Origin of the sequence: Enterococcus lactis (assembly GCF_015751045.1) — a bacterium.
Taxonomy (GTDB): domain Bacteria; phylum Bacillota; class Bacilli; order Lactobacillales; family Enterococcaceae; genus Enterococcus_B; species Enterococcus_B lactis.
Genome location: NZ_BNJW01000016.1, coordinates 12,844 through 29,337, shown reverse-complemented (window position 1 = coordinate 29,337; position 16,494 = coordinate 12,844). Strand labels below are relative to the sequence as shown.

The following is a 16,494-nucleotide window of genomic DNA, read 5'->3' as shown; positions in this document are numbered from 1 at the left end:
ATCAGCAGATAATGATAGGACTACGTTCTTCTTTCTATTTCCACAATCCGGGTAAAGCTTTACCAACTATTTTTTCTTGAGTAAATGGATGAATCATGTGCAGTTCTAATGCATGGAGCATCAGTCGTTCAGCTGGTCTATTTTGGTAAAGAGGGTCTCCGACGATTGGATGCCCTATATGAGCTAAGTGAACTCTGATCTGGTGCGTACGACCGGTTTCCAAAACACAATACACTTGTGTTTTTCCAGAAAGTACTTTGTCGACAGTGACATGTGTCAAGGCGTTCTGACCATTTTTATCATCTACGACCCGTTTTCTCCGATCATGGCGATCGCGTCCGATTTTATTGGTAATGGTCCTATCTTTGGCGATTTCCCCCCATACGATGGCTTGATATCTCCGATAGATCATTTTTTGTTCCAACATTCTTCCAAGTATCGGCAAGACAAATGGGTTTTTTGCAAATAAAACAGCGCCGCTTGTTTCTTTGTCCAAACGGTGGACAACGTAAGGTCGTTGTTTTTTCGTATCGAGATAAGCAGCTAAGTGATTGAGCAAGGTACTGTTTTCTGTTGGTTCGTTTGGATGAGTCTTCATTCCTGCAGGCTTATCCACTATAATCAAATGTTCATCTTCATATAAAACACGGATGTGCTTCGCATCTCCTAATTGGACTTCTTGATAATTATAATCTGTTTCTTCGAATAACAATGTGATCTGGTCATTGCCTTTTACTTCATGATGGAACAAAGCAGGTTGTTGATTGATCCAAACGTTTTTACGTATACGCAAAAAGTGCCGAACCTTTCTAGGAACTAACCATTCCTTTTCAAGCAAGTCGCGAATCGTTGTTTCAGGATGGTTCATAGGTAAAGTGATCGTGATTTTCACAAGTGTACTCCTTTCGGTAAAATTGCAGACTAATTGTACCATTTTTAAAACATATTTAAGAAAAAACTTACATTTTTCTGTTCATTCTTATGTTACTCTACTTGCACTAACAAAAAAAACAAATCGAACTACAACTTAAGCAGGAAGAAAACACTCTTTCATTATGGTAAAATAAGACGATTGAATTGAATAGACAGGAGAAGAAGCGAATGGATTTTCAAAGCATTTTAGGAAAGATAAAAGCTGCTTTGATCAGTTTTTGGCGATGGATCAGACCATATCTCGGACAATTTCATCGATGGCGAAAGCGCATTTGGAAAAAATATCATGTGAACAAATTGATTTTGCTGATTGGTTTGATCTGTGTCTTAGTGACAAGTATCTACCTTTTTATTTTAGCCAAACAAGCAAATGTCGAAACGTTAAAATCTGGATTAAGCCAATCGACAGTCATTTATGACAAGAAAAATGAAGAAGCTGGCACACTGTACGCCCAAAAAGGGACATACGTAGAATTAAACGCGATTTCTCCCTATATCCAAGATGCGGTGATCTCGACAGAAGATAGGAATTTTTACGAACATCACGGATTTGATATCAAAGGAATCGCCCGTGCGGCTGTTCGGATGGTTTTGTCTGGCGGAACATCAGGAGGCGGAGGAAGTACGATCACTCAGCAGCTTGCCAAAAATGCTTATCTGACATTAGATCAAACATTTGATCGAAAAGCGAAGGAATTATTTTTGGCAATCGAGATCGAAAAGAAGTACAGCAAAGAAGAAATCTTGACCATGTATCTTAACAATGCCTATTTTGGCAACGGGGTATGGGGTGTCCAAGACGCTTCCAGAAAGTATTTTGGAGTAGATGCAACGAATGTTACGCTATCTGAGGCTGCTACTTTGGCAGGAATGCTGAAAGGTCCTGGTATTTATAATCCGATTGATCACCCAGAAAATGCGAATGATCGGAAAAACACAGTACTAAGCGTAATGGAAGAAAACGGAAAAATCACAAAAGAACAAGAACAAGCAGAAAGCCAGACAGACATCAGTGCTTATCTTCATGACACATACGACAATTCAGATTCTGGTTATCGTTATCCTTATTATTTTGATGCAGTGATCGATGAAGCAGTTAACGAGTATGGTCTTGATGAAGAAGATGTCATGAATAAAGGCTATAAAATCTATACAGCTTTAGATCAGGATTACCAAAAGCAATTAGAAGCTACTTATCAAAATAATGCATTATTCCCAGCAAATGCTTCAGATGGTGCCATGGCCCAATCTGCTTCAGTAGCTTTAGATCCGAATACAGGCGGTGTACAAGCATTAGTAGGACGAAGAGGAGATCATGTCTTTAGAGGATTCAGCTTTGCTACACAGATGCGCCGTTCTCCAGGATCAACGATCAAACCATTAAGCGTGTATACGCCAGCGTTGGAAGCTGGTTACAAGCCTTCTAGTGTCTTGAAAGATGAACCGCAAAGTTATTACGATGCGCATAATTTTGACGGGACATACCAAGGAGAAGTACCGATGTATCAGGCTGTTGCACAAAGTTTGAACTTGCCTGCTGTATGGCTTTTGCATGAGATCGGTTTACAAAAAGGATATGATAAAGCAGAAGAATTCGGCCTGCCTTTAGCAAAATCTGATAAGTATTATGGCTTAGCTCTTGGCGGATTAGAAAAAGGAGTATCTCCAATGATCATGGCGGGTGCTTACAGTGCATTTGCCAATGAAGGTCAGATGTATACGCCGCATCTCATCACGAAAATCGTTGATTCAACTGGAGCGGTGATCATCGATAATACAAACAAAAAGCCAAAACAGGTTATATCAAAGGAAACAGCTGATGAAATGACCAGCATGCTTCTTGGTACATTCTCAAATGGGACAGCAGCTGCTGCGAACCCTGCAGGTTATACGATAGCAGGTAAAACAGGAACCACAGAAACTAATTTCGATGCCACGAAAGCAAATGACCAATGGATGATCGGGTATACGCCAGATGTAGTGATTTCGACATGGATGGGGTATGAAGAATCCAGCAAGCTGCATTATTTGGAAGGGACAAGTGGAAATGTTGTCGGGAAAGTCTTCAAATCAGCGGCAGAAGGTATCCTTCCTTATACTTCCAAAACAGGATTTAGTGTAGCTGACGCCTATGCCACAGGAGGGCAAGTGGTAGCAGCAGATCAAGTTGGAAACACAGGTAATTCTAATGGAGAGTCTGGAAATTGGCAAGATAACTTGAATCAATACGGTGAACAAGCAAAAGAAGGATTGAAGAATTTCGGCGATATGGTGAAAGAAGGCGTTCAGGGAATTGGTGAAGCGGCTAAAGACCTCTGGCGGAAATATCAAGGAGAGTAGACCCTTTGAAAACGAATAACCCCATGTTACAATAGAGAGTAACTACTAAAAGAAAAGAGGGCATAACATGTCAAACATCTACGATAGCGCGAATCAGATCGAACGTGAGATCCGTGAATTACCAGAATTCAAAGCGTTGAAAGAAGCGTACGAGAAAGTACAAGCAAACGAAGAAGCACACAAGCTGTTCAAAGACTTCCAAGCGATGCAAATCGAATTACAAGAAAAACAAATGAGTGGACAAGAATTCAGCGACGAAGATGCAATGAAAGCACAAGAAATGGCTGTGAAAATTCAATCAGAAGAAGTAATCAATGATTTAATGCAAAAAGAACAAGGTTTCAGTACGATCATCAATGACTTGAACCGGATCATCATGACGCCAGTTCGCGACCTTTACAGCGAATAGAACTATTTTATGAAACAACAGAGGTTGTGAAAGAGACGTTCAGCCTTGAGCGATGACAAAATTGCTTCTTATTGCCGATAGACTGTCTCTTGAACACCGTTTACCAAGAGGACGTGAGCCTACCGTTTAACTCTGAGTGACAAGGAACAATTTCAAAAAACAGCTTCTCATGTTTGATGACTATTGTGATTTGTGACCGAGGAGTTGGCAGGAGAACACCGTTTATTCAGAAATAGGAGAGACGACAAAACTCTTGTCGTCTCTCCTTTTTTTGTCATTCATTTTTCAAACGGTAAAAATAGCCCTCTTGAGCTAACAGCTCTTCGTAAGTACCCATCTCAACGATTTTTCCTTCATCGATCACGACGATTTTATCTGCCTCTTTGATCGTTGAAAGCCGATGAGCCACAATAAAAGTAGTGGGTGTTTCTGTCAGGTAATTCAGGGCCTGCTGGATTTTTTTCTCTGACTGGTTATCTAAAGCTGAAGTTGCTTCATCTAGCAAAATGATTTTCGGCTGACGTATCAATGCTCGTGCAATGGAGATACGTTGTTTTTGGCCACCAGACAGCTTGTTGCCATGTTCGCCTACTAAGGTATCCAGTCCATCAGGAAGCTGGTCAATCAGTGAAGAAAGTTGCGCAGCTTCGATGACTTCATCTAAACGTTCTTTTGATACGTTTTTCAAGCCATAAGTGATGTTCTCTTTGATCGAAGCGGAGAACAACAAAGTGGTTTGAGGAACAACGGCTAAATAATTACGCACACTTCGCATATCCAATTCATCCAAAGGCTGATTATCTAGGAAAATCCTCCCTGAAGACGGCTGGATAAATCCAATCAATAAGTTAAGGAGTGTAGATTTTCCAGAACCAGATGGCCCAACAAAAGCAATTGTTTCTCCAGCTTTCACCTCTAGAGAAAAATGATCGATAATCGGCTTGAGTGAGTCCGGGTAATGAAAAGAAACATCCTCAAAGCGAAAATTTCCATCCAAATGTTGGATTTTTTTCTTACCGTGATAAGTTTCTACATCGCCAGCAATCAACAGTTCACCAATAGAAGTAATAGATTCCATGCCTTTTGAAATCGTAGGAATCAGTGTGATCATTCCAGAAACGGAATTGACGATCGTTGTGAAATATGTCTGATACATCACGCCATCACCTGGTTGAATACGCCCTTGTAAAGCTAATATCCCAGTGAAAATCAAACAAATCAGTTGAAATATCTGAAAACTAGCCCAGCTGACTGATCCGAAAACAGATTGCAGGATATCTAAGTGGAATCCTTTTTCATAGATTTGGGTAAAATGCTTATTTAAGCGAGTGGTTTCGTGTTTTTCTAACCCATGAGCTCGAGCAATCGGTGCTAATTCGATCACTTCGATCACTTTTGCAGAAGTCTCTTCCATTTCTTGCCGGAAATCTGAATTGGACTGTCTGATCCTTTTCCGGAAAAAAAGAGTAACTAACGCGGCGAGAGGGACAGTCAATAAGAAAAACAAGAAAACGACAGGACTTCTATAAAGCGTGATACCTAAAGCCACGAATAAATTGACAGCAATGTTCAATCCGCTGACAAATACTTGAGAGGACAACGTTTGGATGGCTTCTACATCACGGATGATTTTTGATTGGATCCGGCCAGATTGCAATTCTTTTTGATAGGGTATAGAAAGTTCTTGGATTTTCTTGATAAGAGTCGCTCTTAGTCCAGCTTCTACTTGCCGGATCGAAGTGCTATGGTATTTTACATGAAAATAATTCGTCAATATATTTTGACCGATCAGACAAGTCATCAAAAAAGCGTTGAAATAAATCGCCTGCAATTGAGAGGAATCTTTTGATGAAGCTGCATTGATTACATTGGCAATAGCAATCGGCATTAACCAAGATGGAAGATGTTTGATAATAAAAAAGAGTCCTGACATGGCAAAGCTCCAATAATTCCCCTGATAAAGATGCAGCAATGTCTGAAAAGCATTTGCATGATATTTTTGATAACTTTTCTGTATTCGTTCCTCCATAATCTTCTCCTTAACAATCTTGGTAAAAAAACTGCAAGTGTTCTATTGCTTCAGGAACATAAATCTCAGGAGTAGCTTCAAGAGTGGCGTACATTAGAGGACGCTCATATTTGATATAATGTAGTACCGGGCGGAAATCTAAACAGCCTTTACCAACAGGAACTATGCGGATCTTTCCATTTTCCATGATGTAGTCTTTGAGATGAAGCGCTGTAATACAACCCTGTAAATTGTCCAAGGCACCTCGGATCACTTTTTCCTGATCAGCATGATTTTCTTTGTGGATCAAATTCGCACAGTCTAAAATGATTTTTAAATTTGGTGAAGCTACTTCATCGACTAAACGTTTGGCTAACTGATAGTTATAGATCGGATGATTGATCCCTGCTTCAACAGCAACAGTTACGCCAAAATTTTCTGCATGAGCGACTAATTCAATGACAGAATTTCTAGCAATCTGATAAGCTTCTTCAGTAAAATTTTCTTTTGTGAAACCGACAGAGACACTACCGGTTTCCGTAGCAATCATCTTGGCTTGATAGGCAGAGCACAGAGCAATTTGCTGTTTGAAAGTTGCTAATGCTTGTGCACGAACTTCTTGATTTTTGCTGGATAGGTTGATATAGCAACCTAAAATGGAAAGTTCGATATTGTTTTTTTGGAAGTATTCACCAAAATAGGCAGCACTCCCAAGTGTCATGTCATTTAATTTAAGTTGTTCAGGAAATGCTTTTTGTGGTGCAAATTGGATATGGGACAAGTGAAGCTGTGATACTTTTTGAACGATTTCTTCACGATTTCGAACCTCTAGATCATGGGCACGAATGCCTAAATTTAATGGAAACATTTCAAACTCCTTTTTGTAAATAATCAGCAAGAGGCAGACGGGATTCTTTTATCAATTCAGCAATTATTCGGGCAACTTTATCAGCGCCTTCTGGACTAAAGTGGGTATTATCCTTTAGTCCTTTTGGGTAATTTTCACAACTATTAGGCATAAGATGCAGATAGAATTTTTTTGTCTCTTCTTTTGAAAAGGTCTGGAAATATTCTTGTGATCGTGAGAAAACATCTAAAAGTGGAATATGGTGTTTCTCAGCAAATGCACGCATCGCTTTTGGATAGTCTCCAAGTATATCTGGATTCAATGTTCCATTTTCTAAGTAATCTCGTCGCGTCACAGATGTCAGCAAGACCATGTGGACGTTCGCTTTTTTTGCGCATTCAAAAAATATCTGCAGATTTTTTAAATAGCTACCGAAGGGGAGCGTACCTCTTTCTTCTTGGATTTTCTGGTTGTTATGTCCAAATTGTACAAATAAGAAATCATTTGGCTGAAACTGTGAAGCTAAACGGGCTAATCTTCCTTCCTGGATAAATGATTTGGTACTGCGTCCATTCTTTGCTTGGTTATTGATCTGGATCTCAGGTGAAAAATAAGCAGAGATTTTTTCTCCCCAACCTGTCTCGGGACGCTTGTTTTCATCTTTTTCTGCCGCAGTAGAATCACCGGCAATATGGATAGTAGGCATGTTATCTCTTCTTTCATAAGGGTTTATAGGCAATGAAGCAGAACAGCAAGAGAAGAAGACGGAGCAAATTTGGTCCGTCTTCTTCTCTAAAACGTGGATAAACGGATTCCGTTATTTCGCTATCCTGTTTTTGATTCGTTACTGTTACTATTAATCAATTAGGCGAAAAAGCCAAAGTAATTTTTAGCATTTGTATAACTAATCGCTTGAACGAGACTTCCTAAAAGTTGTTCATCCTCAGGTGCTTCTCCTCGCATGACCATTTCGCCTAAAAATTCACAAAGAACACGACGGAAATATTCATGTCTAGTGTAGGAAAGGAAACTTCTTGAATCTGTCAGCATGCCGACAAAATTCCCCAAAGCACTACCATCAGCAAACTGTGTCAATTGATCGCGCATACCAGCTCGAGTATCGTTGTACCACCATCCAGAACCTAACTGCAGTTTTCCATTCTGTTCTTTTTGGAAACAGCCCATCAAAGCTAAAATCGCAGGGTAGTCATTTGGATTCAGTGAATAGAGGATCGTCTTTGGCAACTGATCCGTTTCTTCTGCACGATTCAATAATTTTTGCAGAGGAATAGTCAAAGAAAGATCATTCATTCCATCATAACCGGTATCGGGTCCTAATTTTTCCAACATTTGTGTATTACAATTACGATAAGCATGAATATGCAGCTGCATCGTCCAATTATGAGAATGATAGAAGTGGGTCAAACGTATCAGTGTTTCTGTACGATAAGCATCGATTTCATCTGAAGATAATAGTTTGTTAGCTCGTGCTTTTTGAAAAATCTCTTCTAATACTGTTTCATCCGCTTCTTTATAGTGTAAGGTGTCTAAAGCGTGGTCGGAAACACGACATCCATGTTGATGGAAGTATTCTATCCGCTGCCCTAAAACTTCGATCAGTTCTTGATAGGTGGTAATCGTTTGGTCAGCTGCTTCTTCCAGTAGTGTGATCCATGCATTAAATCCTTCTTTTTCAATATTGAGTGTTTTATCTGGACGGAATGAAGGGAGAACTTTCAAATCTGGTTCTTCATGAGCAAGCAATTGATGATAGTGTAAGTCATCTGCTGGATCATCTGTCGTACAAATCACTTCTACATTCGATTTTTTCGCGATTTCCCGCCGACGGAAATCAGGAGTTGCCAAAATTTCATTTGCTTGTGTCCAAATTTTCTCTGCGTTTTCTTCATTTATCAACAAGTCAATATCGAAGAAACGCTTCAATTCAAGATGTGACCAACTGTAAAGCGGATTTCCGATAATTTTTGGTACGGTTTGACACCAAGCTAAAAATTTTTCAAAATCAGAAGCATTTCCTGTGATTTTTTCTTCAGGCACGCCGCAAGCTCGCATCAAGCGCCATTTGTAATGATCGCCTCCTAACCAAGCTTCTGTCAGATTGCTGAAATTGTTGTTTTCGTAAATTTCTTTTGGATCTAAGTGACAGTGATAATCAATAATGGGCATATTTTTTGCGTAGGAATGATAAAGCTTTTTCGCCCAATCGTCTTTTAATAAAAAATCATCAGATAAAAACATAAATCTTCCTTCTTTCTTTTTATACTATTTTATGAAAATCAAAGTGTTACTCCGTTTTTAAAAATGGCAATTTCTCGAACGTCATTTTGTTCATTTTTCGTTTCTTCTCCACTAGCCACAGCGATGATTTTTTGAACAAATGATTCTAAGATCACTTCCATTGGTTGTTCTAATAAGACGCCTGCATTAAAGTCCATCCAATGACCTTTGCGTTCAAAAAGAGTCGTGTTCGTAGATACCTTGACCGTAGGGACATATGAGCCAAATGGAGTCCCTCTTCCTGTGGTAAACAAGACCAACTGGCAATCGGATGAAGCAAGAGCAGAGGCAGCTACAAGATCATTCCCGGGAGCTTGTAATAAACTAAGTCCTGGTTTTCTGATTTTTTCGCCATATTGCAGTACATCAACGACAGGAGAGCTTCCTGATTTTTGCGTGCAGCCTAAAGACTTATCTTCTAATGTAGTGATCCCACCTGCTTTATTACCAGGAGATGGGTTTTCGTAAACTGGTTCCCCGTAAGACAAGAAATACTGTTTGAAGTCATTGATCAAGTCAACGATTGAATCAAAAACTTTTTCATTTTCCGCTCGTGCCATCAATACTTGTTCTGCACCAAACATTTCTGGCACTTCTGTTAAGATCGTGCTACCTCCTTGAGCAATCAAGTAATCAGAAAATGCACCAAGCAAAGGGTTGGCAGTTATTCCCGATAGACCATCAGAACCGCCGCATTTCAAACCGACATTTAACTTAGAGAGCGGGACTGGTATGCGCTGGTCGTTTTCGACCGCGGTTAAAAGTTCTTCTAATAGAGCTACGCCTTGTTCGATCTCATCATAGACATCTTGAGCCACTAGAAATTTCACTCGTTCTTCATCATATTCACCTAAAATTTTTTTGAATTCAGGAACGGTATTGTTCTCGCAACCTAATCCAAACACTAAAACTCCGCCAGCATTTGGATGGTTTACCGCGTCTGCTAAGATTTCTCGAGTATTTTGATGATCTTTTCCAAGCTGTGAACAGCCGTAGGGATGCTTTAAAATCGTAATATGATCAAACTGTCCCAGATCCGGATGTTTTTCTTTGAACTGTTTGACGATCAGTTCAGCAATACCATTCACACACCCAACGGTAGGGACTAAGAACAAGTCATTACGAATCCCTACTTTTCCATTTTTTCGTAAGTAGCCTTGAAATGTTCGGTTTTCAAAAGGATAATGACTTGGATGGACATCTTTTTCATATCGATAATCCAATTCACCAGAAAGGTTGGTTTTTACATTATGAGTGTGCAGCCATTGACCGGCAGTTACGTCTGTCGTCACGTGCCCGATTGGATAGCTATATTTGATCACGTTGTCTCCAGCTTTCAAATCACTCAATGCAATCTTGTGACCTTGCGGGATATCTTCAAGAGTGGTGATCGTTTGCTGATCAATCGTCAGTTGTGTTTGCTTTGGGATAGGTGTTAATGCGACAACAACACTGTCTCGTTGATTTAATTTCATTGTTGGTTGCAGGGTTTCAAGCATGGACCATCGTTCCTTTCATTTCTTGTAATACTGCTCGGACACCTTTTTGATCGATTTTTGTAGCCATTTCTTGAACAGTATCTGCCACATTCGGTAATTGAGACAAATCTTCTCCCCAAAGCGCAGCGTTTTGCAATAATCGAAGAATAGCTGTTTCATTATCAGACCAAGCATCAACAAATTCGTTTATTGTCTTTTCATCATCATGGGGCTTTACTTGATCGCCTCGATACATAAGAAGTAACGCAGCTAGTGAAACAGAGATTAGCGGTGGTACTTGATTTTTTTCTTCGATATACTTCTTGAAGACCGGAAGCAGACGGGTGCTGAATTTTGAAACACTATTTAATGAAATCGCTTCTAATTTGTGATGGGCAAAAGGATTCAAGAAACGTTCTTTGATTTGATCAGCATAAATGGCTAATTCATCTTTAGGTAAAGAAAGCATAGGAATCAATTCTAGATCGAATAGCTGATCAACATAAGCGGAGAATAAAGGATCTTTCATTACTTCTTCTACAGTTTCCAATTCCGCCAACAAAGCAAGAGGGACCATCGCTGTGTGCGGTCCATTAAGCAAATGCACCTTACGTTCACGATAAGGAGTCATATCATCTGTGATGATGACATTCAAGCCAGCCTGTTTGAATGGTAGTTGATTCTCCAACTCTTTAGGCCCTTCAATCACCCAAAGCATGAATGGTTCCGCTTTGACCATCAATTGATCTTCATAGTTATGTCGTTGATTGAAAACAGCTGCATCCTCACGAGGATAACCTGGTACGATGCGATCAACTAAACTACAACAAAAAACATTTTCTTTTTCTAACCACTCAATAAAAGCAGGTTCTAAATCCCATTTTTCTGCATAGCGTAAAATGATTTCTTTTAGACGTTCACCGTTTCTCTCAATCAATTCACAAGGAATAATCGTAAAACCGGCTTTGTTTAATTCGAAACGTCGGTATAAAAAGGCTGTCAGTTTGCCCGGGAAGCTCTGTGGTGGCGTATCTGTTCGTTCATCAGTCTCCACAAATTGGATTCCTGCCTCTGTTGTATTGGAGACGATATAGGCCAAGTCGTCATTTTCTGCTAGAGAAAGATAAGCATCCCATTCATGATAAGGATTGATCATTTGTTCTACTATGGTGATAATCTCGGAAGTATCAACGATTTCGCCATTGCTGAGTCCTTGTAAAATGACCGTATATAAATTGTCTTGCTGGTTCATCGTATTCCCAAGACCTTGTTCTAAAGGCTGAATGATGGCGACATTTCCTTTAAACAATTGTTGGTTATTCAGTTGCTGAATCTGCCAATCAACAAATCCGCGCATAAAATTGCCTTCGCCGAATTGAAGAACTTTTACGGGAGCCTCGTTTTTTTTCACTAATTCTTTTGTCAGTTTATTCATAGATTATTCCTTTCTGTGTTATGCACACGTTAACATTTTTATATAAAATTACTTGCAGTTTACAAGTAATTGATCGACTCACGAAGCATCAGTAAGGTGGAGAGCTCCATTTTAGATTGTTCGATCGGCCTGTCTTCAATCAAATCCAATAAAAGCTTTGTTCCTACTTGACACATTTCTTTCAACGGTTTGTGTACTGTAGTAAGCGGTGGATTAAGATAGGAGACGACTGGAGAATCATCGAACCCAATCAGAGAAATGTTCTGGGGAACACGAAGACCAGCTGAATGTACAGCTCTCAATGCACCAATCGCTATATCGTCGTTGCCACAAAAAACCAGAGTAGGCAGGTCAGAAAGCGATAATAGGTATTCCATGTTTTTGAGGCCGCTTTCTAAGCTGTAGTCTCCTGTTAAAAAATAGGCTGGATTGGCAGGGATGCTTGCTTTTTTTAGACTGTCCAATACACCTTTTTCTCGTTCTTTTGTCGAACGAAAGTTTTTTTTCCCACCAATATAAGCGATTTTCGTATGTCCGCACCCAATACCGTAATCTACTGCCTGCATAACACCGGCCGCATCATCGGCAGTAACATTGATAACCGCTGGATCATTGATGTGACGATTGACAACGACGAAGGGAAACGCTTTTTCTTTTAGATAATCGATAAAAGGCTGATCTTCATCACTTTGACTCATAACGATTAGACCATCATAACGTTGCAAATTGATTTCTGTTAAATCAACAGCATCGATACTTTCGACAGATAAGCTGTAGTTTGTGTCCAATACTGAATGGATACCTGCAATGGAATCTGCTAGGAAATTTGATGAAGTTCCTTTATGCAAACTTGAGAAAAACAGTCCGATCAGATATTTTTTTTGATTTACTAAACCTTTTGCACTATAGTTCGGCGAATAATTCATTTCCTTAGCTAGTTGCCGTATTTTTTGTTTTGTTTCATTTTTGATTAAACTGCTGTTATTCAAAGCACGAGAAACTGTCGTATGAGAAACACCAGCTGCTTTAGCGATATCTTTGATCGTTACCATTCCATCATTTTCCTTACTTTTTCACTTTTTGTTAACGCATTCATCATATTACGATAACTACGATAAGTCAATAGATCTTTGGTATGAAAAGATTGCACACGTTAAAAATTACTTGGATTTTTATTTTTAATTATGCTATTCTTAAAAGCGGGGAATGCTCATTTAATTAGATGAGTATCAATTTTACAGAAAAATGAAAGCCTTTTATTTAAAGGAAAGAGAGGAAGAAAATGAAGAAAAGTACAGTGTTTTATAAAATATTTTTACCGATGTTTTTATTAGGAGCCGTACTTGTCATAGGATTTAGTTTATTTATTTATCAGAATACCTATGAGTCGATCGAATCGAGTTATTTAACAGATAAAAAGAACCTGCTCAGGCAAGTCAAAACGAACGTTGAATGGAAAATCAGAACGATCGAATATTCGTTTTCTACGTATGGTTCGACCAAAAATTTCTCGGATATATTCAAGCATCCACTGACATATACAAATTACTCCACTTATTCTGAAATCAGGAAAGAGCTAAACTTTATAGAAACAATTGTTATGGATGATAATAATTATGATTTACTCAGTTTAGCTGGTAAATGGGGAGTAATCAATGGATCGTTGACTCAACTGACTGAAGAGGAAGTTGAAAGGTATCAACAAAAGTACATAAATAACAAAGATAATTTATTTTGGCAAAAGAAAAATAAAGGAATCGAAATGGTGATTCCTTTACCAATGTTTGAAAAAGAAAAATATGCATTGGGAATTGCTACGATAGAGAAACATACAATAGAACAAGTTGTTGGGGAAAGTGGAGAAGATATACTTTCTATCGAAAACGAAGATGGAAAGCTTTTTTCTACACAGAAAGTAAAAGAAGAAGAGCAGCCAGATGCATTAGCGGATGTGGATCTAGATTACAACCAGTTGAAAGTGATAAGAGAAAATGGGACATCCTATATCGTACTGAAATCAGATTATAATAATTGGATTTACAGATTAGAAGTTGATTCTAGTGCAATTGGAGCAACGATTCGCAATCTGAGAATCGGGTTAGTTGCAGTGTCTTTGACGCTGGTAGGACTGATCGGTCTCCTTTCCTATTTATTTTCGGATAGATTTGCCCGTCCAATTTCTCAAATTCAGGAACGTTTGAATCTTAAATCAAAAGGATTCATTGGGAAAGAACTAGATTTGGTCGCTCAATCAGTCAGTCGGATCATAGGAGAAAAAGAAGCGTTAAGTGCACACTTAGTTACCCAAAAGCCGCAACTAGAAACGTTATTTGTACTTAGTTTATTTAGAAATCGAGTAGAAAGGCGAGAACTAGATCAGCGGTTGCAGCAATTTGGTTATAGTTCTCAAACTGACTGCTATTATACGGCCTTGGTTCAAATCGATCTGTTAGAAGATAGTCACGGTGGAGAGCGGGATTTGCTACTTTTAGCAATCAACAACATGATCACGGAAATTGTGCCAAAGGAAAATCGAATGCTGCCGATCGTTTTGAATGAAGAAATGCAAGCCACTATTTATCGAATGGATAAAGACGATGCAGAAGCAAGCAAAAAAGTCATGGAGTATTGCCGACTCATTCAAAAACGTGTAAAAGAATACTTGAAATTAACTGTGAGTATAGGTATCAGTAACCGGTTCGAAACGCTGAATGAAAGCAAGCAATCGGTTGACCGAGCAAAAGAAGCCCTATATTATCGTGTAAATACTGGTCCGAGTTCGATCATATTTTATCAGGAAATTGTTCCTGCTGCGCATGAAAAAACGCTTATTAGATATCCAGTAGAAGAACAGAATCGATTGTTTGAAGCTATTCGTTCCGGAAATCAGGAAGTAAGGAAGTTGGTACATGAGTTAATTAATGCATTGTTCGCACAAAATAAAAATCCTCTGAGCCGAGAAGTAGTTTCGGTCCGTTTGATCAATGAGCTCGTTCAATTAGGGCAGTTATTGGGAGTAGATTCAAAAAATTTTGATAACATGAAACAAATCTATGTAAAAGCATTGAACAATTATCATCCCAAAGAGCTAGAAAAACTTGTTTTAGAACAATTAGTCTTGCCAAACACAGAATGTTCTCAAGCAATCACTGATCATGAATTTAAAAATCTTTCGGAGAATATCATGCACATCGTCTATACAGAATATGACCGTGATCTATCTCTAGATGTGATTGCTGATAGGTTGCACTATAACCCTAATTATTTAAGCAATGTATTTAAAAAGGAAACAGGAGAAAAATTTGGTGATTTCGTTCAAAATCATCGTCTAGAGGTAGCGAAAAAGTGGTTGAAAGAAACCAATCTCTCTGTAAAAGAGATTGCAGAAAGACTGCAATATCGAAATCCGCAAAATTTTATTCGTTTCTTCAAAAAGAAAGAATCGATCACTCCGGGAGAATATCGAAAAAAATATTTGTGAAACAAGAGGCTGTTTTTCTTGTGGTCTGATTCAAGCAATAAAAGAAAGGAGAATAACCTTAGTATTTGTCTTTATGAATAGTTAAATTTCAAGGCTAAGCACGCAAAAAGGACTGTGACCAAAGCTTTGTCACAATCCTTTTTTGCGAATAAACGGTATTCAAGAGACAGCTTATAAAAATAAGGCTGAACGTCTCTTTCATAACCTCTATTTTATGTTCCATACATAATCAACCTTTGACAGAACCTACGAGTGCGCCTTTGACAAAGTATTTCTGAACAAAAGGATAAGCAATCAGCATAGGGACTGTGGCAATAACGATAACAGCCATTTTAACTGTTTGTGCTGGTGGAATCACATCAACGGCACTACTTTCTGCTTGCATCCCGCTTGATACAATGACGATCTGACGTAAAAGAATCTGTATCGGCCATTTAGATGAATCGTTGATATACAAAATAGCGGTCATATAAGTGTTCCAGTAAGTAACAGCATAAAAAAGTGAGATAGTAGCAATAGACGGTAACGCTAATGGCAGCATGATTTTGAAAAATACACCGAAATCTGTGCAACCATCCATTTTTGCCGATTCTTCCAAACTATCCGGCAAGGCTTGGAAAAAGTTTCTCATAATGATCATGTTCATTGCATTAACAGCTACAGGCAAGATCATTGCCCAATAAGAATTGACCAGTCCCAGAGAACGAACAACTAAGAATGTGGGAATCATCCCCCCGCTGAACAACATAGAAAATACAACAAGAAAGTTGACGAATCCTCGACCAAACAAGTATTTTCTGGAAAGCCCGTATGCCATCAGTGAAGTTGCGCACATGCTGACGATCGTCCCAACCCCGGTAACGCCAATCGAAACAGCAAGTGCTCTAAAAATAGTTGGCGTAGATAGAATATAACGATACGCGTCTAGAGAAAAGGTAGTAGGGAAAAGGATAAATTTTTTCGCGACGACTTCTTGTGTAGAAGCGAAAGATGTAGCGATGATATTTAAAAAAGGCACGATACAGATCAAAGCTAGCAAGATCAGAAACGTATTGTTGAAAAATGTAAAACTTCTTTCTCCTATAGAGACTTTCTTTTTCATATAGATAGGCTCCTCCTCAAAATAAATTAAATGTTCTGTTTCTATGTATTCAATTTATCATCGGTGAAAGATTACGTATATAATCATTTCCTACGTTAAGTGTCAGATAGAAAAAAATAGAATAGTTACTAGGCGTATCTTATTTGTGAAGAAATACACTTTT

General features: G+C 38.7%; 12 protein-coding genes. 3 read left to right on the top strand and 9 right to left on the bottom strand.

What is annotated here, in order from left to right; all coding sequences use genetic code 11:
- Positions 1–34 precede the first annotated feature (34 nt).
- A complete protein-coding gene (locus KFO35_RS09425; RefSeq protein ID WP_002316121.1) occupies positions 35–892 on the bottom strand; it encodes an RluA family pseudouridine synthase in 858 nt (285 codons plus the stop codon).
- Positions 893–1,101: 209 nt separating this feature from the next.
- Here KFO35_RS09425 and KFO35_RS09420 point away from each other — a divergent pair, with 209 nt between their 5' ends.
- Both KFO35_RS09420 and KFO35_RS09415 read left to right on the top strand, forming a co-directional pair.
- Complete coding sequence (locus tag KFO35_RS09420; RefSeq protein ID WP_002316122.1) at positions 1,102–3,273, top strand: PBP1A family penicillin-binding protein; 2,172 nt, start codon at positions 1,102–1,104, stop codon at positions 3,271–3,273.
- A 67-nt stretch (positions 3,274–3,340) separates the two neighbouring features.
- Positions 3,341–3,682 (top strand): YlbF/YmcA family competence regulator, encoded by a 342-nt coding sequence (locus KFO35_RS09415; RefSeq protein WP_002285994.1) that lies wholly within the window; start codon positions 3,341–3,343, stop codon positions 3,680–3,682.
- A 274-nt stretch (positions 3,683–3,956) separates the two neighbouring features.
- Here the strand turns inward: KFO35_RS09415 and KFO35_RS09410 are convergent, their stop codons facing one another.
- The 7 genes from KFO35_RS09410 to KFO35_RS09380 all read right to left on the bottom strand — a co-directional run bounded on the left by KFO35_RS09410 (position 3,957) and on the right by KFO35_RS09380 (position 12,800).
- On the bottom strand, positions 3,957–5,711 hold the full coding sequence (locus KFO35_RS09410; RefSeq protein ID WP_002316123.1) for an ABC transporter ATP-binding protein: 1,755 nt from the start codon (positions 5,709–5,711) through the stop codon (positions 3,957–3,959).
- A 10-nt stretch (positions 5,712–5,721) separates the two neighbouring features.
- A complete protein-coding gene (locus KFO35_RS09405; RefSeq protein WP_002316124.1) occupies positions 5,722–6,558 on the bottom strand; it encodes a sugar phosphate isomerase/epimerase family protein in 837 nt (278 codons plus the stop codon).
- 1 nt (position 6,559) lies between these two features.
- Positions 6,560–7,243 (bottom strand): rhamnogalacturonan acetylesterase, encoded by a 684-nt coding sequence (locus tag KFO35_RS09400; RefSeq protein WP_002316125.1) that lies wholly within the window; start codon positions 7,241–7,243, stop codon positions 6,560–6,562.
- 158 nt (positions 7,244–7,401) lie between these two features.
- The gene (gene uxaC / locus KFO35_RS09395; RefSeq protein WP_130624886.1) at positions 7,402–8,796 is read right to left on the bottom strand and encodes a glucuronate isomerase; all 1,395 of its coding nucleotides are present in this window, start codon (positions 8,794–8,796) and stop codon (positions 7,402–7,404) included.
- Positions 8,797–8,834: 38 nt separating this feature from the next.
- A complete protein-coding gene (locus tag KFO35_RS09390) occupies positions 8,835–10,334 on the bottom strand; it encodes a UxaA family hydrolase (RefSeq protein ID WP_156272277.1) in 1,500 nt (499 codons plus the stop codon).
- A complete protein-coding gene (locus tag KFO35_RS09385) occupies positions 10,327–11,748 on the bottom strand; it encodes a tagaturonate reductase (protein ID WP_070703825.1) in 1,422 nt (473 codons plus the stop codon). The genes KFO35_RS09390 and KFO35_RS09385 overlap by 8 nt, the downstream gene beginning before the upstream one ends.
- 59 nt (positions 11,749–11,807) lie before the next feature.
- Positions 11,808–12,800: a LacI family DNA-binding transcriptional regulator gene (locus KFO35_RS09380; RefSeq protein WP_002329936.1), complete on the bottom strand. Its 993-nt coding sequence runs from the start codon at positions 12,798–12,800 to the stop codon at positions 11,808–11,810.
- A gap of 230 nt (positions 12,801–13,030) precedes the next feature.
- On the opposite strand from KFO35_RS09380, the gene KFO35_RS09375 reads away from it, so the two are divergent.
- Entirely contained in the window at positions 13,031–15,229 is a 2,199-nt protein-coding gene (locus KFO35_RS09375; protein ID WP_070703823.1) for a response regulator transcription factor, read from the top strand.
- 229 nt (positions 15,230–15,458) lie between these two features.
- On the opposite strand, the gene KFO35_RS09370 is transcribed toward KFO35_RS09375, so the two are convergent.
- Positions 15,459–16,331: a carbohydrate ABC transporter permease gene (locus KFO35_RS09370; RefSeq protein WP_002329939.1), complete on the bottom strand. Its 873-nt coding sequence runs from the start codon at positions 16,329–16,331 to the stop codon at positions 15,459–15,461.
- Positions 16,332–16,494: the final 163 nt, after the last annotated feature.

Excerpts from the sequence above, each read along its gene's own strand:
- KFO35_RS09420 (WP_002316122.1), top strand. The coding sequence starts at position 1,102 with ATGGATTTTCAAAGCATTTTAGGAAAGATAAAAGCTGCTTTGATCAGT.
- KFO35_RS09415 (WP_002285994.1), top strand. The coding sequence starts at position 3,341 with ATGTCAAACATCTACGATAGCGCGAATCAGATCGAACGTGAGATCCGT.
- KFO35_RS09410 (WP_002316123.1), bottom strand. The coding sequence starts at position 5,711 with ATGGAGGAACGAATACAGAAAAGTTATCAAAAATATCATGCAAATGCT.
- KFO35_RS09405 (WP_002316124.1), bottom strand. The coding sequence starts at position 6,558 with ATGTTTCCATTAAATTTAGGCATTCGTGCCCATGATCTAGAGGTTCGA.
- KFO35_RS09400 (WP_002316125.1), bottom strand. The coding sequence starts at position 7,243 with ATGCCTACTATCCATATTGCCGGTGATTCTACTGCGGCAGAAAAAGAT.
- uxaC (WP_130624886.1), bottom strand. The coding sequence starts at position 8,796 with ATGTTTTTATCTGATGATTTTTTATTAAAAGACGATTGGGCGAAAAAG.
- KFO35_RS09390 (WP_156272277.1), bottom strand. The coding sequence starts at position 10,334 with ATGCTTGAAACCCTGCAACCAACAATGAAATTAAATCAACGAGACAGT.
- KFO35_RS09385 (WP_070703825.1), bottom strand. The coding sequence starts at position 11,748 with ATGAATAAACTGACAAAAGAATTAGTGAAAAAAAACGAGGCTCCCGTA.
- KFO35_RS09380 (WP_002329936.1), bottom strand. The coding sequence starts at position 12,800 with ATGGTAACGATCAAAGATATCGCTAAAGCAGCTGGTGTTTCTCATACG.
- KFO35_RS09375 (WP_070703823.1), top strand. The coding sequence starts at position 13,031 with ATGAAGAAAAGTACAGTGTTTTATAAAATATTTTTACCGATGTTTTTA.
- KFO35_RS09370 (WP_002329939.1), bottom strand. The coding sequence starts at position 16,331 with ATGAAAAAGAAAGTCTCTATAGGAGAAAGAAGTTTTACATTTTTCAAC.